We start from the raw sequence: 23,318 nt of genomic DNA on the forward strand, positions 1-23,318 counted from the left end.
CGAGAATATCACCAACACAAATAGGCAACAATTTAATAACGTAACTAAGCGTGACTGAATCCTTTCTCTGGCATACAGGTCGCCTCCCACACTCCACAGACACCTAATTAGGTAAACTGTCACTAAGTCGCGACAAACAGACAAAATATTTTTTACGCTCGATAACTTTTAAACAAGCTTCGTATCCAATTGAATATAAACAGTTATAAAGCATTACCTTCCCCAACATCTTTCTATAAGCCTCTCTATAGATGAAAGGTATTTCAAAATAAAGCTATACAAACCCCTAGAGTGTGTTAATCTGCACTCCGGCCTGTGATTCAGACCTATTTATAAGCAATATTATGTATTTGAAAACCTTCGCTACGCCTGTAATATTTTTTGCTGTCATGAAGCTTTCCACTCATAACTTATCATCAATGTAAATAATTCTATTTCTGGCTAACATCCCGCATAATTGCGAATTATTTGTTTGAAAATTTTGGAGACATTCATGTCTAAAACTACTGGTGTAGTTAAATGGTTTAACGAAGATAAAGGTTTTGGTTTTATTTCTCCTGACAATGGTGGCGCTGACGCATTCGTTCATTTCCGCGCAATCGTTTCAGAAGGCTTTAAAACTCTTGCTGAAGGTCAAAAGGTTTCTTTTGATATCGAACAAGGCCAAAAAGGTCCTCAAGCTGCGAACGTAGTTATTCTGTAATTAGACTTTGTCTAATTTAAGTTAACAAGTTCCAGACAAAAATGCCGACATTATGTCGGCATTTTTATATCTGCGTTTTCATCCATCACTCACGCTGACCATTAACCTTTAGCCGTGCAGCAGTTTAGCTTCCGCTTTCTCAAGTCTTCGTGGTTTACCCACTATCAGTAAGATATCCCCTGCACGAAAAACCCAGTCCTGCTCAGGATGTTCCACTTCTGCGCCACTGCGACGAATCGCCCTTAACTCCACCCTCAATGTTTCCCACATGATCTCAGCAACGGTTTTACCAATCGCATCTGCACCACGCGGTAACGCCACCGCATGCAATGACTCTAAGGTGAAATCGGTTTCTGTGCCGGAAAAGAAACCATGCAAAAATTGATAATGATTGCGCCGCTCTGACTCTAAGCGTTTTAAAATCCGCGCCAGTGGCACACCACATTGGTGTAGCACCTGTGACACTAACATCAGGCTGCCTTCCAAAGACTCAGGGATCACTTGATTGGCACCGGCTTTTTTCAGTAAGTCTAAATCACTATCGTCTTTAGTTCTGACTAAAATTTTAGCGTCTGGCGCCAATAACTTACATAAGGGTAAGACTTCTTCCAAACTGCGCGACTCACAAAAAGTGATGACGATCATCTTGGCCTGCTTAACGCCTATTTGTTTTAACATCGCCCGTTTACACACATCACCAAAATAAATAGGTTCGCCAGCACGGCGCGCCTCAGAGACACGAGTCGGATCGAGATCCATGACCAGATAAGGTACGGCTTCGGTTTTCAAAAAACGGGCGATGGTCTGCCCTACTCGGCCGTAACCAAAAATCATCACCAGATCATGCTCATCCATCAAGAGTGGCACAGCTTCATCCACATGTTTTGCCTGCCTTATTCCTAACACCCACTTAGCAATATCCACGCTATGGCGAACTAACCACGGGGCTATCGTCATGGAAAGCACGGCGACCATGACTAACATGGTACTGATTTCATTGTCTAAAAGTTGATAGTTAACCGCTAAAGCCAACACCACAAAACTGAACTCGCCCACTTGGGCTAGGCTCATGGCGGTGCTCATCGCAATCCGAAATGGTTCACCAACCAATCTTAAGATCCCATGAATGATCAGCGCCTTACCGAGTACAACGGCCACTAAGATCAACAATATCTGCCACCAGAAACGCATCACTAAGGTAAAGTCGAGCATCATGCCGATGGAAATGAAAAACAGCCCCATCAATAGATCGCGAAACGGCCGGATATCGGCCTCAAGTTGGCGACGGTACTGGCTTTCCCCTAGTAGCATACCCGCCATAAATGCCCCCAGCGCCATAGATAACCCCAACCATTGGGTAAATGCGCCTGTCACTAAGGCCACCACCAGTGTTGATAACACGAAGAGTTCGTTAGAGCGGGAGCGGGCAACTTCGTCAAAAATCCGCGGCAGTGCCCATTTACCAAAAGCCATCAAGAGGAAAAAAGCCAAAATACCTTTGAGCAAGGCAAAGGCAATATCCGCAAGCATCAAAGGTTCGCCGCCATTGGCCAGTAATGGCAATAGGATCAACAGCGGCACAACCGCTAAATCTTGGAATAATAAGACACTGACGGATAGCTCACCATGACGGCGCCTCAGCCATCCTTGCTCATTGAGTAATTTAAGGACGATGGCAGTGGATGATAAGGCAATGGCAGCTCCGATAACTAAGGCTTCGACCCAATTAAGACCACACAACAGGGCCACGCCCATAGTCAACAGGGTCGTTATTACCATCTGTGCACTGCCTAAGCCAAATACGGTACGGCGCATGGCCCACAGCCGCGGCACAGAGAACTCTAAGCCTAAGGTAAACATCAGTAGCACAACCCCAAGTTCAGCGACAGATTGCATTTGATGCTGGGTAAACCAATGAAAACCGCTCGGTCCACTCACTACACCAGTGAGTAAATAAGCCAGAATTGCGGGTAAGCCCAAACGGCGCAGCACAGCAATAGCCACAATGGCAATCACTAACATAAGTAGTACTTGGATTAAGAAGCTATGTTCCATTGGGGCTATGACTCCTGTCAAAATGCTGACGTGTCAAAAAATCTAACGCTGAGCTTTAAGCTTAACTGAATGACTAACAAAGACAAATTTTATTAACAAATATAACGGCACGGTATTTGCTTGGACTAAGTAAGAGATGTATCGCACTAACATTTGCTGGAGTGATGATTATGGACTTTGGCCTAGCGACCGAGCTATATCCCGACGAATATCGCTATCAAACAGAACATTATAGTCCCAATGATAATCCATTGGACTTGGTACAAGTGATCCAACAACTGCACGCCAGTTTAGATCCAAGGACAGTCTTTGCCTGCTATGGCAAAGTGCTGGGACAACACTTGCCGATCCAAGGAGTGCGCTTAAGTTATGGCGAACATAAATTAAGCTGGGGCAAACGTTATGGTATCAGCGTCAAACGACAGCTGATATGTGCTGGTATGCCGCTGACGATTCAGTACCAGTTATTGACGCCACTGACGCCATCGCAAACCTCAAACCTGAAAGAGATTGAGCCACTGTTATTGCAACCGTTATTAAATGCGATGCAATACCAAGAAATGTCGATGCAAGCTATGTTTGACTCGCTCACAGGTTTAGGTAATCGTCATTACTACGGTCAAAGTCTCAGTAATGCGACCGCCAGAGCCCATAGAAAACAAGGTTCTGTTGCACTCATAGTGCTCGATTTAGATAACTTTAAACAGCTAAATGATAAATTCGGCCATAAATGTGGTGATTATATTCTGAAGGAATTTGGCGACATCATTCGTGCTACCATACGTAATACGGATCAAGCATTCCGTATCGGCGGTGACGAATTCGTTATTATTGTCCAAGGTAATATTCATGCGGCAGGCTTGTTGTGCGAACGGATAGTCTCGGCCATCAATCAGCACAGTAGTTTCACCCAGTTTGGGGTGAGCTGTAGTTTAGGTGCGGCAGAATCACACGATACCATTGAAGCCGAACAACTTTATGAACTTGCCGATAAGGCGCTATATCAAGCTAAAGCAGCGGGACGTAACTGCTATAAACTCAGCCAAAATCAATTAGTTTAGATGCGCAGGGATGCCAATGAAATGCGATAACAAACTCGCAGCGCGTAATCTGTGAAGGTTCAAAACTAAAGGAAAGTTACTATCTCAATGTAGATCTCAAGGAAGATTCGAATCAAACTGACGTGCTGCGACCTACTCTCTCTTACTTTCCTGCTTTCCTACTAAAAAGAATAACACTGCAACCACTCACAAAAACTCCAGCGACAACTCCCAATCTAAACCCCTTGCTTCCCCAACAGGCACTTAAACAAGCACTTAAACAGAAGCTTGAAATACCTGCAAGCCGAGTCCATTCGACTCAAGAATAAAGCTCTTTTCAACCCACAGCCCAATCGCCATAACCAGTTGCTCGTTATAGAACACGAAACCGACCTTTTCACGTACCCAAGGCGGAACGCCAAACTCTTGCCACAGTTTCTTTAATTCTCGGCCCTTGCCACGAGAATGGGGATGACAGCGACATTGCCCCGCAAGTTGATAACGCACACTCACCACTTCATCTGGCCGAGGAAAGCGAGCTCTGGGACCTTGTTTAGAGGCACTGAGACGTATCGTCTCACCACAAGTAACACCCGCAGACGTCACGTCCAATTGAGTAACGTCTGATTGAGTCACGTCCACTTGAGTGATATGGCCCTGCACTAAAGGATTTAGGAGCTGCGAAGGAAGCGTCCAGCTCGCAGGCTTAACATGACGCGGACGGGCTTGATACTTAAATAAATACACTTGATTGGCAAAGCGGCGGATTTCACATTCACCAACACGAATATGCACTTTGGCATCATCTTTCGCGGTTAACAGCTGAGTGATGATCTGATTAAGCAGCACCTTTGAGGGCAAGGCAAAACCTTGTGATTCGATAAATCCCCGCAAGAGTAACGCTTGCCAGTCGGCTGACTGCTCGGCAAAACCCTCGAGTTTAAATACACTTTGAGTATGGTAAGGCGCTTGGGTTAACCATAAAGGTAAACGTTCACCCACCTGTAAATCCAGCGTTGCCTGTTGCTCGGCGCACAATGCCGCGCTACGACTCGCGGTTGCAGCGATACTCGGCCAACGCGCTTTTAAACGGGGAATAATTTCTAAACGTAAAAAATTACGATCGAACTTATCGTCTTGATTACTTTCATCTTCGATATGCACTAAGCCCTGTTGTTTTGCGTAGGCTTCAATTTGCTCACGGCTGATATCCAATAACGGCCGCAGTAGTCTGCCTTGCGCTAATGCTTGAACTTGTCCCATGGCCGCCAGCCCTTTCGGGCCCTGACCACGCTTAAGCGCCAATAGGATAGTTTCGAGCTGATCATCTTCATGATGGGCCGTCAGCAACACATCATTTGCACTTAAATGCCGTTCAATCGCTTGATAACGCGCTTTGCGCGCTTCGGCTTCAAGGCTCAATCTTGGCCCACGATTAACCGTGACTCGCTCAACCGTCACGGGCAGATCGTAATACAGGCCCCGCTCAAGGCAATGCAGTGCCCAAGCCTCAGCGTTATCGCTTAGGCCATGGTGTACATACACTAGCTGATAATTAAACTCCGGATGTTGCCGTGCAAACTGGCTTAAACCAAAGGCCAAGACTTCGGAATCAACTCCGCCACTGTAAGCCAGCACTAACTTGCTGTCAGGCGCTAAGGATTGCGCTGCCAAAAAATCACAGATATGCGCGCTGAGATCGCCAGCAGTCAACGCTTCGTCACGCTTAGCCGACATAAGTTAACTTCATCTGTTTACACCTAAGACATTCGCCAACATTAGAATAAAATTCTCACCTTGTTTGGCCCGAGGAGCGATTCGAGCGAGAGCATCAAGTCATCGGTCGGATTCACTCGCCAAGCATCGGCTAACCTAAACTGACCTTTGGCTTGAGCTTGAGTGTAATTGATCACCACAGGCACAGCACCGTTACGCCACGGGCTTAGGGCTTGCTCGAAAGTGTCTAACGCCGATGGTGTTAACTCGCTGCCATCCATATCAATTTCCAGCGCTTTGGCAAAGTGGCTGCGCGCCTCACTGATATCTATGATGTTACGCGCCGTCATACGGTTACCGCCGGCAAAATCATCATAACTCACCTCACCTTCACAAATGAGGATGCGGTCTTTCTCCAGCAGATGATTAAACTTTTCAAAGGCTTCGGTAAACAACATGATTTCAAGACGCGCGCTCTTATCATCAAGCGTCAACAGGCCCATTTTCGAGCCGCGCTTAGTCAGCATCACTCGAGTTGCCACCACTAACCCCGCAGCCTTAGCGGTTTTACCGCGCTCGGTCGGATGCACATCTTTCAAACGGCCAGAAGTGTAATGCTTAAGCTCTTTTAAATATTGATTGATCGGATGACCGGTCAAATACAAGCCTAAGGTTTCACGCTCGCCTTCAAGCCAAATTTTATCCGGCCAAGGGGTGCATTCAACAAACTGCTGCTTACTATCTTCGGGTTCACTGTTGAGCAAACCAAACATATCGTGTTGACCAATCGCCTCAGCTTTAGCGTGTTGATCGGCGGCGCGAATCGCTTCGGGCAAGGTTGCCATCATAGACGCACGATGCGGTCCAAGAGTATCGAGTGCGCCCGCGCAGATAAGCTTTTCAATCACGCGCTTATTGAGCTTTTTCAAATCGATACGGGCGCAAAAATCGAATAGATCCACGAAGGGGCCATCCTTACGCGCCTCTAAAATCGATTCAACTGGGCCTTCACCCACACCTTTAATGGCACCAATGCCATAAACAATGCGCAGATCATCATCAACGGTAAATTTGAACAAGCCTTTGTTCACATCCGGAGGAATGAGCGGTAGCCCCATACGCTCACATTCATCGACCAAGGTCACAATTTTATCTGTGTTGTCCATATCGGCCGACATTACCGCCGCCATAAACTGCGCAGGATAATGGGTTTTTAGCCATAAGGTCTGATAAGACACCAACGCATAGGCGGCTGAGTGAGATTTGTTAAAACCGTAGCCGGCGAACTTTTCCACTAAGTCGAAGATCTTCATCGACAAGTCGCCGTCGACGCCGTTATTGATTGCGCCTTCTTTAAAAATACTGCGCTGCTTGGCCATCTCTTCGGGCTTTTTCTTACCCATAGCACGGCGGAGCATATCGGCGCCGCCAAGGGTGTAACCCGACAGCACCTGCGCTATCTGCATTACCTGCTCTTGATACAGAATAATGCCGTAGGTCGGTGATAACAGTTCTTTTAGTGATTCATGCTGGTACTGAGAATCGGGATAAGATACTTCCTCGCGCCCATGCTTACGCTCGATAAAGTTATCGACCATGCCCGATTGCAACGGACCTGGGCGGAACAAAGCAACCAGTGCGATCATGTCTTCAAAACAGTCGGGCTGCAGACGCTTAATCAAGTCTTTCATACCGCGGGATTCGAGCTGGAATACTGCTGTGGTTTCATACTTTTGCAGCAGGCGGAACGACGCAGGATCCGTTAACGGAATCGCTTCAATACGCACAGGCGGACGACCGTTTTTGACTTCGACCTTATTCACCATCTCCAGTGCCCAGTCGATGATAGTCAAAGTACGTAAACCCAAAAAGTCGAATTTAACCAGACCTGCAGTTTCGACGTCGTTTTTATCGAATTGGGTTACTGGGTTTTTACCTTCAGCGTCGCAATAGAGCGGCGCAAAATCGGTAATTTTTGTCGGTGCAATCACCACACCACCCGCGTGCTTACCGGCGTTACGGGTCACACCTTCGAGCTTACGGCACATGTCGATCAGATCTTTGACATCTTCATCGGCATCATAGGATTCTTGCAGTGCAGGCTCAACCTCAAACGCTTTCGCCAGCGTCATGCCTGGTTCTGGTGGAATGAGTTTAGAAATTCGGTCAACAAAACCATAGGGATGACCCAGCACACGGCCAACGTCACGGATAACCGCTTTCGCCGCCATAGTACCGAAGGTGATGATTTGCGATACCGCTTCACGGCCGTACAATTCGGCCACGTGATCAATAACCTCATCACGTCTATCCATACAAAAGTCGACGTCAAAGTCGGGCATGGAAACCCGCTCTGGATTGAGGAATCGTTCGAATAGCAGATCAAATTCCAATGGGTCTAAATCGGTAATCTTAAGCGCATAGGCCACGAGTGAACCCGCACCCGAGCCACGACCAGGCCCTACTGGAATACCGTTATCTTTACCCCATTGGATGAACTCCATTACGATCAAGAAGTAACCAGGGAACCCCATCTGGTTGATCACTTTGAGTTCGATATCGAGGCGCTCGTCGTATTCACCGCGTTTCTCGGCGCGTACTTCAGGATCGGGGAACAAAAACTCGAGCCGCTCTTCAAGACCCTTCCTCGAACAATCGACCAGAAAGTCTTCGATGGACATATCGCCCGTCGGGAAATTGGGCAGGAAATATTCGTATAAACGGATCGTTACATTACAGCGTTTAGCGATTTCGACACTGTTCGCCAGCGCCGCAGGAATATCGGCGAATAGTTCACACATTTCCTCTTCGCTACGCAAATACTGCTGTTCACTGTATTTTTTAGGTCGGCGAGGATCGGCAAGGGTAAAGCCATCGTGAATTGCCACCCGAATTTCGTGGGCATCAAAATCTTCGGGTTTAAGAAACACCACCTGATTGGTAGCCACCACAGGGATGCCCTTCTCCTGCGCTAAGGCCACAGCCATGTGCAGATAGCGCTCTTCGTCTGGGCGTCCAGTGCGGATAAGTTCAAGAAAATAGCGATCGGCGAAATGGGTTTGATAAAACTCACATAAAGATTCGACTTGTGTGCCATTGCCCTTGAGCAGCGCCTTACCCAGATCGCCTTCTTTGGCACCTGATAACAACAAAATGCCTTCGTTATAGGTGAGTAACCACTCTTGGTCTATCACTACACGGCCAGCCACTTGGCCACGCAAATAGGCCTGACTGATAATTTGAGTCAGATTCTGATAACCGACATTGTTCATCGCAATAATGGTCAAGGCGCATAATTCGCCTTCAAATCCAGGCACTTGCATCCAAAAATCGGCGCCGATAATCGGCTTAATCCCCGCACCATGGCAACCACTGTAAAACTTCACCAAACCACAAAAGTTGTTTTGATCAGTCAGGGCGACAGCCGCCATTCCCTGCGCTTCCACCTGCGCCAAAATCGGCTTAACCTTGGCCACGCCATCGGTCATAGAGAAGTCACTGTGGACACGAAGATGCACAAAACGAGGATCGGACATAATTAGGATTATCTTTGAATAGCAGGTTAACAATAACTAGAAAGCAGACTAACAAAGTCACGCAGCCAGAGCCAGTGACTTTGCCGGTTAACGGGAACTATAGTGCTAAAATCAGCGCTCACAGTCCCAGTAATGCTTTGACGGGTTTGAAACTTTTACGATACTGGTCAAACACACCATGTTCAGCGATAGCCGCAAAGTGTGCCTTAGTTGGATAGCCCTTATGCTGAGCAAAACCGTATTGCGGATAAGCAGCATCGAGCACGTCCATCTCACGATCCCGCGTCACTTTCGCGATGATCGAAGCGGCGCTGATGCTAGCAATTAAACCATCACCTTTAACGATGCTGTGACTGGTAAGCCCAGCGCCATTATGGGCAACAAAGATGGGGCTACGATTGCCATCCACAAGCACAAGCTCAGGGGCAATATTAAGCCCAGCAACCGCACGCTGCATCGCCAGCATAGTGGCGTGCAGAATATTCAACTCATCGATTTCAGCAGGACTGGCGCGGCCAATGTGATAACACAAAGCTTTATCACAAATTTCATCGAACAGGGCTTCACGGCGTTTCTCACTGAGTTTTTTAGAATCATTCAGGCCACTGATGGGCTTGTTTGGATCTAAAATTACTGCTGCAGTGACCACATCGCCGACTAAGGGACCACGGCCGACTTCATCCACTCCGGCAATCAACCCCGTCGAAAAGGCCAGCAAATCGGCTTCAGTTAAACTTTTATAGGTTGCCACTAATTAGCCTCCGGCGATTTAGCCTGAGTGTGTTTAGGCTCAACCAGCGCCATTACCGCTTCTGCAGCTTTTAAGCTCGCATCACGACGTAATACTTGGTGTAGTGCTTCAAACTCGGCTTTGAGCGGCGCAAAATCGCGATTGAGTTCAAGGGTCACGGCCGCCGCAATTTTCTCTGGGGTGCAATCTTCTTGGATAAGTTCTGGGACGAGATCTTTTCCAGCAAGCAAATTCGGTAACGAGAAACGCTCGACCTGCATCATGCGCTTAGCAATGCGATAGGTTATCGGGCTCACGCGATAAGCCACCACCATAGGACGCTTGACCAACATGGCTTCTAACGTCGCAGTGCCAGAGGCCAATAAAATCCCATCGGCCGCTGCCATCACTTCACGGGACTGGCCTTCAATCATGTGGATTTCAAGATCAGGCGCAAAATCCTTCAGTGCTTGCTCAAATTGGTCACGGCGTTTTTGATTCACCAGCGGGGTCACAAAACGTATGTCTGGGAAATTTTGTTTGATCAACAAAGCCGCTTTCACAAACGGCTCAGCCAGTTGCTTTAGCTCTCCACCGCGGGAACCGGGCAGGATCGCTAAATATTCAGCATCGGCATCTAATCCAAGCACTTCGCGGGCAGCAGCTTTATCACTTTGCATGGGAATATCGTCGGCCAAAGTATGACCCACAAAGGTACAAGGCACCTGATGCTGATCGTAAAAGGCTTTCTCAAAGGGCAACAGCGATAACACCATATGAGTAGCCTTGGCGATTTTGAATATCCGTTTTGGGCGCCACGCCCACACGGACGGACTCACATAATGGACCGTCTTAATGCCGCGCGCTTTGAGTTTAAGCTCAAGACCAATATTAAAGTCCGGTGCATCAATGCCAATAAAACAATCGGGCTTAAGCGCGGTAATCTCTTTAATCAGGGAGGAACGTACTGTTAATAAACGAGGCAAACGGGATAGCACTTCAACAATTCCCATCACGGCGAGTTCTTCCATCGCGAACAGGGATTTAAAGCCAAGGGCTTCCATGCGGGGACCACCGATACCGACAAAATGTGCATCGGGATGAGTCTTTTGCAGCGCCGCCATTAAACCTGCGCCTAAAATATCGCCCGAGAGTTCTCCGGCAACCATGGCAAACACTAATGGAGTTTTATTGCTCATAAACCAATCATGTCTCATGAATGAATGACATTGGATGACGGGGCGAACACCAGCTAAAACGCATCATGCCAAGCCATACTGCTGTAAATTAATGATTAAGCTCATTGATGGTTGAATGCACAAGGACATTGCTAACGACGAAGTCTAACCACCCAATAGGCTTAAGCCAATAATACAAAAGGGCATAAAAATGCCCTTTTGTTGTCGTGTGGTCATCAAGTTAGCGAATAATACCGCGACTCGATGACTTTACAAATTCAAGGAACAATTTCACTTGCTCATCGTTCTGCGCATCTTCAGCCAACGCTTCAATCGCTTCTTCAACTGTCAAGCTGCTGCGATATAAGGTTTTATAAGCACGGCGCACTGCCAATTGGCTTTCTTTAGAAAAACCACGACGCTTCATGCCTTCGCTGTTTAAACCGCGTGGAATCGTCGGTTGACCCGCCGCCATCACAAAGGGAGGTACATCCTGCAGCACTAAAGAACAACCTGCAGTAAACGCATGGGCACCGATATGCACAAACTGGTGAACACCTGTCATGCCGCCTAAAATCGCCCAATCACCCACATGTACGTGACCCGCGATAGAAGCGTTATTGGCCATGATCACATTGTCGCCGACCACACAGTCATGGGCGATATGTACATAGTTCATAAACAGGTTGTTCGACCCAATACGCGTCTCACTGTTATCTTGGACTGTACCGCGGTGGATAGTCACGTTTTCACGGATGACGTTATTGTCACCAATGATCAATCGTGTGGGTTCGCCAGCGTACTTTTTGTCTTGGCACTCTTCGCCTACTGAGGCGAACTGAAAAATACGATTACCTTTGCCGATAATCGTTGGGCCTTTAACAACCACATGGGAACTCAACCAACAATCATCGCCAATTTCAACGCCTGCACCGATATAGGTCCAAGGGCCAATGGTGACGTTATTGCCAATTTTTGCATCGGGATGCACAAACGCTAATGTATCTATCACTGACTAATCTCTCTGCGGGCACACATGATTTCAGCGGAACAAACCACTTCACCATCCACTTTGGCCTCACCGTAGAAGACGCCAATCCCGCGGCGCTCTTTAATCATTTTGACATCAAAATGGATTTGATCACCTGGCTCAACGACACGTCTAAAACGCGCATTGTCGATACCAGCAAAGTAATACAACACCCCTGGAGGTGGCACATCACTGCTCATGGTTTTAAAGGCTAACAGGCCAGTTGCCTGTGCCATGGCTTCTAAAATAAGCACGCCAGGCATCACAGGCTGAATCGGGAAATGTCCCTGAAAAAATGGCTCATTTATTGAAACGTTTTTAATCGCCTGCAAACTGACACCTGGGGTGTAGTCCAGCACACGATCGATCAATAAGAATGGATATCTATGGGGCAGATATTTAAGTATTTCTTTAATATCCATAGTGTTCATTTGATTAGACACGAACCGAGTTCCTCAAATTGCCTTGGAGCAATTAATCTGGTGTTTTTAAATTTTTTTCCAACGTTTTAACACGATGGAACAGTTCATCTAACTGACGGAAACGAACTGTGTTTTTACGCCAAAGTTTATTGTCCATTGCCACTGTGGCAGAAGAGTATAAACCGGGCTCACGCATATTAGTGGTAATATTGGTAGCACCAGACACATGCACACCATCGGCAATGCTCAAATGACCTGCGATGGCACAACTACCGCCAATAATGCAATATTTACCAATAGTGACACTGCCAGCGATAGTCGTACTACCAGCGATAGCGGTATTTTCACCGATAATATCGTTATGGGCAATTTGTACTTGGTTATCGATAATCACCCCATCGTGGATCTCGGTATGGCCTAATGCACCGCGATCTACCGTTGAATTCGCACCTATCTCAACCCGATCGCCGATACGAACGCCGCCCGTTTGTGGAATTTTAATCCACTGGCCGCGTTCATTGGCATAACCAAAACCATCCGAGCCTAATACGGCACCCGAATGGATAATACAATTTTGCCCCAAATGCACATCGTGATAGACGGTAACATTAGCCCATAAACGCGTTTTTGAGCCAATTACCACATCTTGTCCAAGCACAACACCGGCACCTATTTGGACATCTTCACCTAAAATAACGTTCGCACCAATAACCGCATTAGCACCAATCGCAACACCTTCACCTATATGGGCAGAAGCGTCTATTTGAGCCGAAGGATGGATACCCACCGCCGCTTTAGGCGTAGTGTCCAAGTACTGGGCAACGCGGGCGAAACCAACGTAAGGATCTTTTACAATTAACGCAGTACCTTGATAATCCTGCGCATCTTTAGCTGACAATAACACCGCACTCGCTTGAGTTTCCTCAAGCTGAGAGCGATATTTACTGTTGGCTAAAAAAGAGATTTGACCTGCTTTGGCATGTTCTAAGGTCGCCACACTATCAATAATTAGCGTTTCGTCGCCTTGGATATCACCGTCTAATAACAGGCCTAGCTCTTTTAAAGTCACACTATTCATCTATTACTTGCCTTTGCTTAAGGCTTCAACCACTTTGCCACTGATGTCAGCGTTAGGCTTAACATAAATGACTGCACCACGTTGTAATACCAAATCATATTGGTCTTTTTCAGCGATAGTGTTGATGGCTTTCTGCACTTTAACTAACAGTTTATTTTGCTCTTCACCTTGGCGACGACGTAAGTCTTCATCCAATGCTTTGCCTTTTAACTGATATTCAGATTTTAGCGATTCCATTTTACGAACCAGTTCCGTTTTTTGTGCATCGTTCATTAGAGCACCGTCACGTTGCTGCTTCTCCATCAGAGAGCGCATTTCTTCTTGCATTTTTTGGACATCAGCCATGCGATCGCCAAACTCTTTCTTCAGAGATTGAGAGATCTGTTCACGTTGTGGCAGCTGTTCGAACACAGCGCCCATATCCACTACGGCAATTTTCTCAGCATGTGCCATTAACGGCGCGCCTAACAAAACTAACGTCATCAGCGCGCGATTTACCATCTTGTTCAAAATAAACTCCTTGTTACCTTGTTATAGTCAGCAAAACTTGCCGAGTGTATGCCTTTTAAAAAGTTTTGCCAATATTGAAAGAGAAGATCTCTGTTTGGTCGCCTTCGTATTCTTTAATCGGCCACGCTAAGCTAAACACCATAGGACCCATAGGTGATAACCACTGCACACTTAAGCCCCAAGAGGCGCGTAAACGTGCTGGATCACTATAATCCTGTAACTTAGCAAACTCGTCTGCTGGCAAGCTATTTTTATAATAATCGTAATCAAACTCAGTATCCCAGACGTTACCCGCATCAACGAAGAAACTCGTACGTACTGAATTCGTGTAAGCCTCATCCAAGAATGGCGTCGGTACAATCAACTCCATGCTCGCTGTCGCAAGGGCATTACCACCGATTGAGCGACCAGAACTCACTTGAATACGATCAGGATCCGGCTGAGGGAAGTTACAACCATCGCCGGATGGATCGAAGCAAGGTTCGCTGCCACTATACATATAGAAGGAGCGAGGACCGACCGAGTTTGACTTAAAGCCACGTAGAGAGCTACTACCACCCGAGTAATAGTTTTCCCAGAAAGGCAGAATTTGGTCGTTATCATTAAATTGACCATAACCGTTACCATAACCTAATCGACCACGGGCCAAGAGCACAAAGCTCTGACTACGGTTAATAGGGAAATAGAAGTTAGTGTCAAAGTCTGTCTTAAAGTACTGTAAATCAGACCCTGGCGAAGTCATTTTACCGTTCAAACGCTGAGACGAGCCGTCTGTAGGGAAAGTGCCACGGTTCAAGGTGCTACGATACCAACCCAGACTCAATTCAAAGTTATCGAAACTTAAGTCCGCATTTGGATCGTTATCACGATAGATGTTATAGAAACGACGCGCTTGCTCGTAGGCGGAAATTTCAGAAATCGTGTTATGACGATAGCCGATGCCACCGTTGATACGGTTGTATTCATTGATCGGGAAACCCGAGTTCAATGCCACACCGTAAGAACTGTTTTTATAACGTTCTAAGTTCGCTTCATTGGCGTCAAACTCACTCCAATAAACGCTCCCCCCTAAACTCACGCCATCCTTCGTCCAATACGGATCGGTATAGGATAAGTTAACGTTCTTAGAGTACTTGTTGGTGCTCAAACTCACACCAGCTTGGTTACCCGTACCTAAGAAGTTATTTTGCTGCACCCCAAACTGCAAGCTCAGGCCTGATTCAGTACCATAACCTACGCCAGCGTTGAATGAGCCCGACGGCTGTTCTTTCACTTTCACTGCGACATCGACTAAATCATCGGTACCAGGCACTTGAATGGTTTCAGTGTCAACGGTTTCGAAGAAGCCTAAACGGTTAAGACGCGCTTTAGATTGCTCAACTTGTGCTGAGTTTAACCAAGCCCCTTCCATCTGACGCAGTTCACGGCGCATCACTTCATCTTTAGTCACTGTGTTACCAGTGAAGTTAATCGCACGAACGTAAACACGTTTACCCGGTTTAACATTGATGTTTAAGGTGACTTCTTTGGTCTTATCATCAATTTCAGGATACGTTTTGACTTCTGGATAGGCATAACCGAAGCGGCCTAAATACTTGCTGTACATTTCTTCGGTGAAAGTCACATCACCGCCGTTGTACATATCACCCGCTTTGATCGGCAGAATTGATTTCATCAACTCTTCACGGCCCATCAAATCACCCGTCAGGTTTACTTCTTTAACTTTATATTTCTCACCTTCATCTACGTTGATGGTGATATATAAACCTTTACGGTCAGGTGTCATCGCCACTTGAGTCGAGGTGACTTCAAAGCGGATATAACCTTTATTGTGATAATAGGTTTTGATGGTCTCGAGATCGGCCTGCAGCTTTTGCTTCTGATAACGGCGTTCGCCGAACAGATCCCACCAAGCCACATAATCTTTAAGCTCCAGCATGCCAATCAACTCAGCATCGGTGAACTCATGATTACCGACCACGTTAATTTGGCGGATTTCGGCCGCTAAACCTTCGGTGAACTTAAATTTCAGCTCAACCCGGTTACGGGGTAAGTTGATCACTTGAGCTTCCACTTTAGCGCCGTATTTACCCACGCCGTAGTAAAAATCCTGCAGACCCTTTTCAATACCGGTCAACATAGTGCGATCGAGCGACTCACCGACTTTAACGCCAGAACCGTCCAGACTTTCCTGTAACTGTTCATCTTTAATGTCTTTGTTGCCATCGAAGGTCACGGCACTGATGGTAGGACGTTCAGTGACTTTCACCACTAATACGCCGCCATCTCGGCTCACGGAGACATTTTCAAAGTTAGTCGATGCATACAAGCTTTTAATGGCTTGTTGAATTCTTAACTGGTCAACAGTGTCACCTACTTTTACTGGTAAGCTTAACAGGGCAGCACCGAGTGCAACTCGCTGCAAACCTTCAACTTGGATGTCGGTCACTTCAAACGGTTGGAAAGTATCAGCCAACACAGTCCCTGAAAACGACGCACCGACGAATAACATCGAGGCAAAAAGTTTATTCAATCTCATAGAGCACTTCTAATTATTAGTCTGTCCTTGCTCAGAGTCGGGCAAAATCATTGAAAAGCGCAATGCTCATCAACATCAGCAGTATTGCTGCCCCAAATCTGAATCCTATTTCCTGCACCTTTTCAGGTACAGGTTTACCAGTTATTACTTCAATAAAGTAATACAGCAGGTGTCCCCCATCGAGCACAGGTAAAGGCAACAAGTTAATGATGCCTAAATTAACGCTGATGAGCGCGAGGAACCCGAGAAAATAGACCAGACCATAGTTTGCACTACTGCCCGCACCCTGTGCGATCGAGATGGGTCCACTCAGGTTTTTCACCGACACATCGCCGGTAAATAATTTGCCAATCATCTTAAAGCTCACAGCAACAAGTTGCCATGTTTTATCCGCTGCGATGCCGAAAGAATCGATTGGTCCATATTCAAGTTGTAAACGCATATTGTCTGGCCATGGCGCTTGGGTTGGGCTCACCCCCAGCATACCTATCTCTTGGCCATCGGCGTTTTTACTGCTTAACGGTGTCACTGCCACGTTAAACTGCTCGCCATTGCGACGCACAGTTAAGCTCACAGGCACATTGGCAGAATGTTGAATAATGTCAACAAAAGCCTGCCAATCGGTATAATTTTTACCATTTATCGCCACTAAGGTATCGCCAACTTTTAGTTCGCTCTTGGCAGCGGCGCTGTCAGGGCTAATAGCAGCAATAGTCGGGACGATTTCGGGTCGATATATTCCTAAACCTAAGGTGGTAATCGGTGATTCTTTTTCAGGATCAAAATGCCAATTGCGGGTATCTAAGGTATAAGAGCGCGCGCTGGAATCTAGGCCCTGCAAACCGCTCAATGGCGTCAGCGATACACTTAGGCTTTCATCGCCTATGTGGCCCACTAAGGCTAAATTCACTTCTTCCCAGTTACGCACAGCCTGGCCGGAAATGGCCGTTATTTGCATGGGCTCAGTGACCTGGATTTGCGCGGCAGCAGTTCCAGGTGTTGTCGATGTGATCACAGGTTTCAGTGACGGCACACCAATCAGATACATAAAATACAGGGCAACGATGGCAAAAATAAAATTCGCAATCGGGCCAGCAGCCACAATCGCAATGCGTTGCCAAACGGTTTTACGATTGAATGCTTGATCTTTTAATGCTTCAGGGACGTCTTCGACGCGCTCATCGAGCATTTTGACATAGCCACCGAGTGGGATCATGGCTAACACGTATTCAGTGCCGTCTTTACCGACACGACGCCAAATCGCCTTACCGAAACCAATGGAGAAACGTTCGACTTTGACACCACAACGGCGTGCGACATAGAAATGGCCGTATTCGTGGGCGGTGATTAACAGGCCCAGTGCAACGATGAAAGAACCTAAGTTCCATAAAAAATCTAACATCCCACTCCTTACGTCATTGATTTAATCACTCAGCCATTGCTAAGCGATGCTTGCTAAGGTCTCACGCGCATAGACGCGGGTTTGCGCATCTAAGGCTAAAATATCTTCTATGCTGCCCATAGGGCGCTTAGGCACAGTCACTAAACAAGCTTCGTTCACTTTTGCAATTTGAGTAAAGCCAATTTGTCCCTGTAAAAACGCTTCAACAGCAATCTCATTGGCCGCATTTAACACAGTTGTCGCCTCTTGGCCTTGGGCACACGCGTCCATTGCCAGAGCTAAACAGGGGAAACGTTCAAAATCAGGTTCATAAAAGCTTAACTGTCCGACTTTGAAAAAATCTAAAGGTTCAACGCCAGAATGAATTCTTTGCGGATAAGCCATGCAATGGGCAATAGGCGTACGCATATCTGGGTTACCCATTTGGGCAATAACGGAACCATCACGGTACTGCACCATAGAGTGGATCACGCTTTGCGGATGGATAACCACCTTAAGTTGCTCAGCCTGAGTGTTAAACAACCAACGTGCCTCAATAAACTCTAAGCCCTTATTCATCATAGTGGCGGAGTCGACGGAGATTTTAGGTCCCATGGACCAATTAGGATGTTTACAGGCTTGGGCTGGCGTCATGGCGGCCAGTGTCGCAAGATCCGACCGCAGGAAAGGTCCGCCAGAACCGGTTAACAGAATATGGGAAATACCCGATGCCGCTAAGTCACAACGGCCAAGGTTGGCTTGCACTTCCTGGGGGAGACATTGGAAGATGGCATTATGCTCACTGTCCACAGGCAAGAGCACTGCGCCAGAACGCTTAGTCGCCTCAATAAACAGCTCACCTGACATGACTAAGGCTTCTTTGTTGGCCAGTAATACCCGCTTACCCGCCTTCACGGCTTCAAGCGTCGGTACTAGCCCTGCAGCCCCAACAATCGCCGCCATCACAGTATCCACTTCAGCAGCGGTCACTAACCCGAGTAAATCATTCATGCCTGTGGTGACTTGGATATTGAGCGTCGCAGGTAAAACGGCACGCAACTGTTTTGCTGCCGCTTCATCCACCATATGCGCCACTTTCGGTCTATGCGCCAAACAAAGTGCAAGCATCTTATCAACACTCGCGTTGGCCACTAATCCATACACGCGATAAGCGAATGGATTAGCCGAGATCACACTTAAGGTACTGGCACCTATAGAGCCGGTAGCACCCAAAATCACCATATTTTGCATAGCGTTACATCCAGAATGCAATGTAGATCAGGGTAAACACCGGCAAGGCTGCGGTCAGGCTGTCGATGCGGTCGAGCACGCCGCCGTGACCTGGCAAAATGGTGCCAGAATCTTTAATACAGGCCGCACGCTTAAACATACTTTCAGATAAATCCCCCACTGCTGACACTAAGGCAACAAATAAGGTTACTACCACAACTAAGCCCAGTTCTTGCTCAGGCGAATAATACATCACAATCGCAACCACTATCATGGTGGTTGCTAAACCACCGAGTAGGCCTTCAAGCGTTTTCGCTGGGCTCACCGCGGGCATCAGTTTGGTTTTACCTATCGCCTTACCAACAAAGTAAGCGCCAGAATCGGCAGCCCACACAATCAACATCACCAATAATACCAATACTGGGCCAAAATAAGGCGAAGCTTGTGAACCAATAGATTTGAGCGCGATAAGAGCGACAAAGCAAGGGATTAAGGTTAACTGTCCAAACATGGACTTAAACATAGGATTTTTTTGCCAAAACTTAGCGCTCTTAGGATAAGTCACCACTAATAATAGTGAGGCTAACCACCAAAGTGCGCCAATATAGAGAATGGCTAAATAGATAGGGTGTAATTGATGGCTTAACCAAACCGCATCGATGGGCACAATCAGATTCAGTGCCACCAATAAAATACCGACCGTGCAAGTGAAACTCCACTGAGTCACATCACACTGATTATCGATAATTCTTCCCCATTCCTTTGCTGCAATGAGAAAGACGCCGACCAAAGCCCAAGCGAAGTAGCTGGCAGGGAGCAAGAATATCGCCCCCAAAACTAATGGAACTAACCAAATTGCTGTTATTATTCGTTGTTTTAGCAAAAAAAATCCCTCATGAGGTTTTACAATGCACGCATCTCATCAATCTGACTTCCAGTCAAACCAAAGCGGCGCTGGCGACTTGCAAAAATGGCAATCGCTTCATGAAAAGCCTGTTCATCGAAATCAGGCCAAAGGGTGTCGGTAAACACCAATTCTGCATAGGCCGCCTGCCACAGCACAAAATTGCTGATGCGACAGTCCCCGCCCGTGCGGATCATTAAATCAACTTCACTCTGATTTTGCATGCACAAATGTGCACTTAAGGCTTCTTCGGTGAACTGACTGCTGGTCATTTCGCCAGTTTCAACCTTTTCAGCTAATTTTTGGGCTGCTTGAAGTATGTCCCAACGGCCACCATAGTTAGCGGCGACATTCAAAACTAAGCCTGTATTGCCTGATGTCTTCTCTTGCGCGGCAGCAATTTGCTTCTGTAATCGCGCAGAAAAACGGCTGATATCGCCAATAATCTTCAGCTTAACTTGATTCTTGTGCAGCAATTTAATTTCACGCTGTAATACGGTAAAAAACAATTCCATCAGCAAGCTGACTTCTTTATCGGGTCTACGCCAATTCTCGCTAGAAAATGCAAATAACGTTAGCGATTCAATACCCAATTGGCTTGCCGTGCTTACGGCTCTTCTAACTGCCTTAACACCGGCCTTATGCCCCAACACTCGTGGCTTACCTTGGGTTTGTGCCCAACGCCCATTGCCATCCATAATAATGGCGACATGCTTAGGTAGCGACTGTTTCACGAGTTCGGGTAATTGTCCCGGCAAGGTCGTTTGAGTGTATAAATCACTCTCACTCGTCCTAGGGTGCGGATCAAGTTCCACTGTGGATGACATCTAATACAGCCCTTTAAAATAGACAAACGCCGTGTAGTATACCCCTACACGGCGCATCAACTCTAGCTTATCGAACTTGAGATTAGACTTCCATCAACTCAATTTCTTTGGCTGCTAAAATCTCATCAACCTTTTTAATGTGAGCATCGGTGAACTTTTGTACTTCTTCTTCGCTACGACGAACGTCATCTTCTGTACATTCTTTAGCTTTCTCAAGCTTTTTCACTTCAGAAATGGCATCACGACGTACGTTGCGGATAGCGATACGACCGTTTTCGGCTTCGTTACGCACCACTTTGATGAAGTCTTTACGACGCTCTTCCGTCAGCGCAGGTAATGGAATACGCAAGGTCGCGCCAGCAGACATAGGGTTCAGACCTAAATCTGAGCTCATAATGGCCTTTTCAACGGCTTGGATAGCACTACGATCGAATACAGTCACAGACAGAGTGCGTGAATCTTCAACGCCCACGTTTGCCACTTGGTTCAGTGGTGTCATAGTACCGTAGTAAGAAACCTGAATTGAATCAAGCAGGCTTGGGTGAGCACGACCGGTACGTACTTTCGCCATTTGGTTTTTAGTCGCTTCTACACATTTACCCATGCGTTCTTGCGCATCTTTCTTAATGTTCTCAATCACGTTAAATGTCCTTCTTGGTCATTAAATAACTTTTTTTGCTCTGATCAGCGTGCCTTCCTCTTCACCCATGATAACGCGGCGAAGAGCGCCAGGCTTGTTCATGTTGAAGACTAAAATAGGCATATCGTGATCACGCGCCAGAGTAAAGGCTGCTAAGTCCATTACTTTTAATTCTTTTTCCAGAATTTCCGCATAAGTGACTTCATCATACTTAACGGCGTCTGGGTTTTTCATTGGGTCTTCGGAGTATACACCGTCGACTTTCGTCCCTTTCAACACGACTTCAGCTTCAATTTCAATGCCGCGTAAACAGGCAGCAGAATCGGTCGTGCAGAATGGATTACCTGTACCGGCAGCAAAAATAACCACTCGGCCAGATTTTAGCAAGCTGATCGCTTCAGCCCAATTGTAATCGTCACACACACCCTTTAACGGGATAGCTGACATCAGACGGGCATTAACATAGGCACGGTGCAAGGCGTCGCGCATTGCCAAGCCGTTCATAACCGTTGCCAGCATACCCATGTGATCGCCCACCACACGGTTCATGCCAGCTTTTGCTAAGCCTTCACCGCGAAACAGATTGCCACCACCAATAACCACACCCACCTGAATACCCAGTTCAACCAGCTCTTTCACTTCCTGAGCCATGCGATCTAATACTTTAGGGTCGATGCCGAAGCCTTCGTCGCCCATCAGTGCTTCGCCACTTAATTTAAGAAGAATGCGTCTAAATGCGGGTTTTGGATTGGTGCTCATAATTTTTATCCTGGTTATAACAAGACCGCAGCGAATGCCACGGTCTTGGGGGTATTTAGCGTTGGCGATTAAGCCTTTTTAGAAGCAGCGATTTGAGCAGCAACTTCAGCTGCAAAATCTTCTTCTTTCTTCTCAATACCTTCACCAACTTCTAAACGAATGAAGTTAGTCACTGTAGCGCCTTTCTCTTTCAGAACTTCGCCAACAGTTTTCTTTGGTTCCATGATGTAAGCTTGGCCAGTCAGAGAAATCTCACCGGTGAACTTCTTCATACGACCCAGAACCATCTTCTCAGCGATCTCAGCAGATTTGCCTTCGTTCATAGAGATTTCGATTTGCAGTGCTTGCTCTCTTGCAACAAGATCAGCAGGCACATCTTCTGGATTAACGAATTCAGGCTTAGAAGCAGCAACGTGCATTGCGATGTGCTTTAAGGTTTCTTCGTCAGCTTCACCGGCTACAACAACACCAATGCGCTCACCGTGACGGTATGAAGACAGGTTTGCACCATCGATGTACTCAACACGACGAATGTTGATGTTCTCACCGATTTTAGTTACCAGAGCAACACGTGCATCTTCGAACTGTGCTTTTAAATCTTCAAGTGTCACTTTAGATGCTGCAGCAACATCTAACACCGCGTTTGCAAAGCCTAAGAAGTTAGAATCTTTAGCAACGAAGTCAGTTTGACAGTTAACTTCTAACAGAGCAGCGAAACCTTCGCCATTCTTGATTAAAATAGTACCGTCAGCAGCGATGTTACCCGCTTTTTTAGCCGCTTTAGCAGCGCCAGACTTACGCATGTTGTCAATCGCTAACTCCATGTCGCCGTTAGCTTCTGTCAGAGCGTTTTTACAATCCATCATGCCTGCGCCAGTACGGTCGCGCAGTTCTTTAACTTGGGCAGCAGTAATTGCCATTGTTAAATCCTCTATAAAAAATCGACTAATTTGCAGATATAAAACAGGGGCCGAATGGCCCCTGTTAACCAATCAAAAATCTTGGTTAATAAGGGTGATGAAACTCATCCCGCCTTATTA

At 46.8% G+C, this 23,318-nt stretch carries 19 protein-coding genes; 2 read left to right on the plus strand and 17 right to left on the minus strand.

Annotated features, from left to right (window positions below; all coding sequences use genetic code 11):
• Positions 1–493 precede the first annotated feature (493 nt).
• Positions 494–703 carry a cold-shock protein gene (locus Q4Q49_RS11885; RefSeq protein ID WP_006080998.1) on the plus strand — a complete coding sequence of 70 codons (210 nt, stop codon included), beginning with the start codon at positions 494–496 and terminating at the stop codon, positions 701–703.
• 108 nt (positions 704–811) lie between these two features.
• Here the strand turns inward: Q4Q49_RS11885 and Q4Q49_RS11890 are convergent, their stop codons facing one another.
• The gene (locus Q4Q49_RS11890; RefSeq protein ID WP_259523342.1) at positions 812–2,758 is read right to left on the minus strand and encodes a monovalent cation:proton antiporter-2 (CPA2) family protein; all 1,947 of its coding nucleotides are present in this window, start codon (positions 2,756–2,758) and stop codon (positions 812–814) included.
• A gap of 170 nt (positions 2,759–2,928) precedes the next feature.
• On the opposite strand from Q4Q49_RS11890, the gene Q4Q49_RS11895 reads away from it, so the two are divergent.
• Positions 2,929–3,819, plus strand: coding sequence for a GGDEF domain-containing protein (locus tag Q4Q49_RS11895; RefSeq protein ID WP_115335127.1), 891 nt, complete (start codon positions 2,929–2,931; stop codon positions 3,817–3,819).
• Positions 3,820–4,074: 255 nt separating this feature from the next.
• On the opposite strand, the gene tilS is transcribed toward Q4Q49_RS11895, so the two are convergent.
• The 16 genes from tilS to tsf form a co-directional block, all read right to left on the minus strand.
• Positions 4,075–5,535, minus strand: a complete 1,461-nt coding sequence (gene tilS / locus Q4Q49_RS11900; protein WP_311999443.1) for a tRNA lysidine(34) synthetase TilS — start codon at positions 5,533–5,535, stop codon at positions 4,075–4,077.
• Positions 5,536–5,576: 41 nt separating this feature from the next.
• Positions 5,577–9,050: a DNA polymerase III subunit alpha gene (gene dnaE / locus Q4Q49_RS11905; protein ID WP_311999444.1), complete on the minus strand. Its 3,474-nt coding sequence runs from the start codon at positions 9,048–9,050 to the stop codon at positions 5,577–5,579.
• Between the two features lie 118 nt (positions 9,051–9,168).
• The gene (gene rnhB, locus Q4Q49_RS11910) at positions 9,169–9,801 is read right to left on the minus strand and encodes a ribonuclease HII (RefSeq protein ID WP_311999445.1); all 633 of its coding nucleotides are present in this window, start codon (positions 9,799–9,801) and stop codon (positions 9,169–9,171) included.
• Positions 9,801–10,979 (minus strand): lipid-A-disaccharide synthase, encoded by a 1,179-nt coding sequence (gene lpxB / locus Q4Q49_RS11915; protein ID WP_311999446.1) that lies wholly within the window; start codon positions 10,977–10,979, stop codon positions 9,801–9,803. Before lpxB ends, rnhB begins: the two co-directional genes overlap by 1 nt.
• Positions 10,980–11,199: 220 nt before the next feature.
• Positions 11,200–11,970 (minus strand): acyl-ACP--UDP-N-acetylglucosamine O-acyltransferase, encoded by a 771-nt coding sequence (gene lpxA / locus Q4Q49_RS11920; RefSeq protein WP_006080991.1) that lies wholly within the window; start codon positions 11,968–11,970, stop codon positions 11,200–11,202.
• Positions 11,967–12,431: a 3-hydroxyacyl-ACP dehydratase FabZ gene (gene fabZ / locus Q4Q49_RS11925; RefSeq protein WP_006080990.1), complete on the minus strand. Its 465-nt coding sequence runs from the start codon at positions 12,429–12,431 to the stop codon at positions 11,967–11,969. Before fabZ ends, lpxA begins: the two co-directional genes overlap by 4 nt.
• A 31-nt stretch (positions 12,432–12,462) precedes the next feature.
• Positions 12,463–13,488 (minus strand): UDP-3-O-(3-hydroxymyristoyl)glucosamine N-acyltransferase, encoded by a 1,026-nt coding sequence (gene lpxD / locus Q4Q49_RS11930; RefSeq protein WP_311999447.1) that lies wholly within the window; start codon positions 13,486–13,488, stop codon positions 12,463–12,465.
• Between the two features lie 3 nt (positions 13,489–13,491).
• A complete protein-coding gene (locus Q4Q49_RS11935; RefSeq protein ID WP_011846353.1) occupies positions 13,492–13,989 on the minus strand; it encodes an OmpH family outer membrane protein in 498 nt (165 codons plus the stop codon).
• A gap of 64 nt (positions 13,990–14,053) precedes the next feature.
• Complete coding sequence (bamA, locus tag Q4Q49_RS11940; protein ID WP_311889254.1) at positions 14,054–16,537, minus strand: outer membrane protein assembly factor BamA; 2,484 nt, start codon at positions 16,535–16,537, stop codon at positions 14,054–14,056.
• 31 nt (positions 16,538–16,568) lie between these two features.
• The gene (gene rseP / locus Q4Q49_RS11945; RefSeq protein ID WP_311889255.1) at positions 16,569–17,939 is read right to left on the minus strand and encodes a sigma E protease regulator RseP; all 1,371 of its coding nucleotides are present in this window, start codon (positions 17,937–17,939) and stop codon (positions 16,569–16,571) included.
• Between the two features lie 39 nt (positions 17,940–17,978).
• Positions 17,979–19,169: a 1-deoxy-D-xylulose-5-phosphate reductoisomerase gene (ispC, locus tag Q4Q49_RS11950; RefSeq protein ID WP_311989580.1), complete on the minus strand. Its 1,191-nt coding sequence runs from the start codon at positions 19,167–19,169 to the stop codon at positions 17,979–17,981.
• Between the two features lie 4 nt (positions 19,170–19,173).
• Positions 19,174–20,031: a phosphatidate cytidylyltransferase gene (locus tag Q4Q49_RS11955; protein ID WP_311889257.1), complete on the minus strand. Its 858-nt coding sequence runs from the start codon at positions 20,029–20,031 to the stop codon at positions 19,174–19,176.
• A gap of 20 nt (positions 20,032–20,051) precedes the next feature.
• Positions 20,052–20,879: a polyprenyl diphosphate synthase gene (uppS, locus tag Q4Q49_RS11960; protein WP_106650023.1), complete on the minus strand. Its 828-nt coding sequence runs from the start codon at positions 20,877–20,879 to the stop codon at positions 20,052–20,054.
• Positions 20,880–20,961: 82 nt separating this feature from the next.
• A complete protein-coding gene (gene frr / locus Q4Q49_RS11965; RefSeq protein ID WP_106650022.1) occupies positions 20,962–21,519 on the minus strand; it encodes a ribosome recycling factor in 558 nt (185 codons plus the stop codon).
• Positions 21,520–21,540: 21 nt separating this feature from the next.
• The gene (gene pyrH, locus Q4Q49_RS11970; RefSeq protein WP_106650021.1) at positions 21,541–22,278 is read right to left on the minus strand and encodes a UMP kinase; all 738 of its coding nucleotides are present in this window, start codon (positions 22,276–22,278) and stop codon (positions 21,541–21,543) included.
• Between the two features lie 68 nt (positions 22,279–22,346).
• Complete coding sequence (tsf, locus tag Q4Q49_RS11975) at positions 22,347–23,198, minus strand: translation elongation factor Ts (RefSeq protein ID WP_106650020.1); 852 nt, start codon at positions 23,196–23,198, stop codon at positions 22,347–22,349.
• Positions 23,199–23,318 lie beyond the last annotated feature (120 nt).

The sequence above is a fragment of the Shewanella sp. SP1S1-7 genome, from assembly GCF_031932105.1.
Classification (GTDB): Bacteria; Pseudomonadota; Gammaproteobacteria; order Enterobacterales; family Shewanellaceae; genus Shewanella; species Shewanella baltica.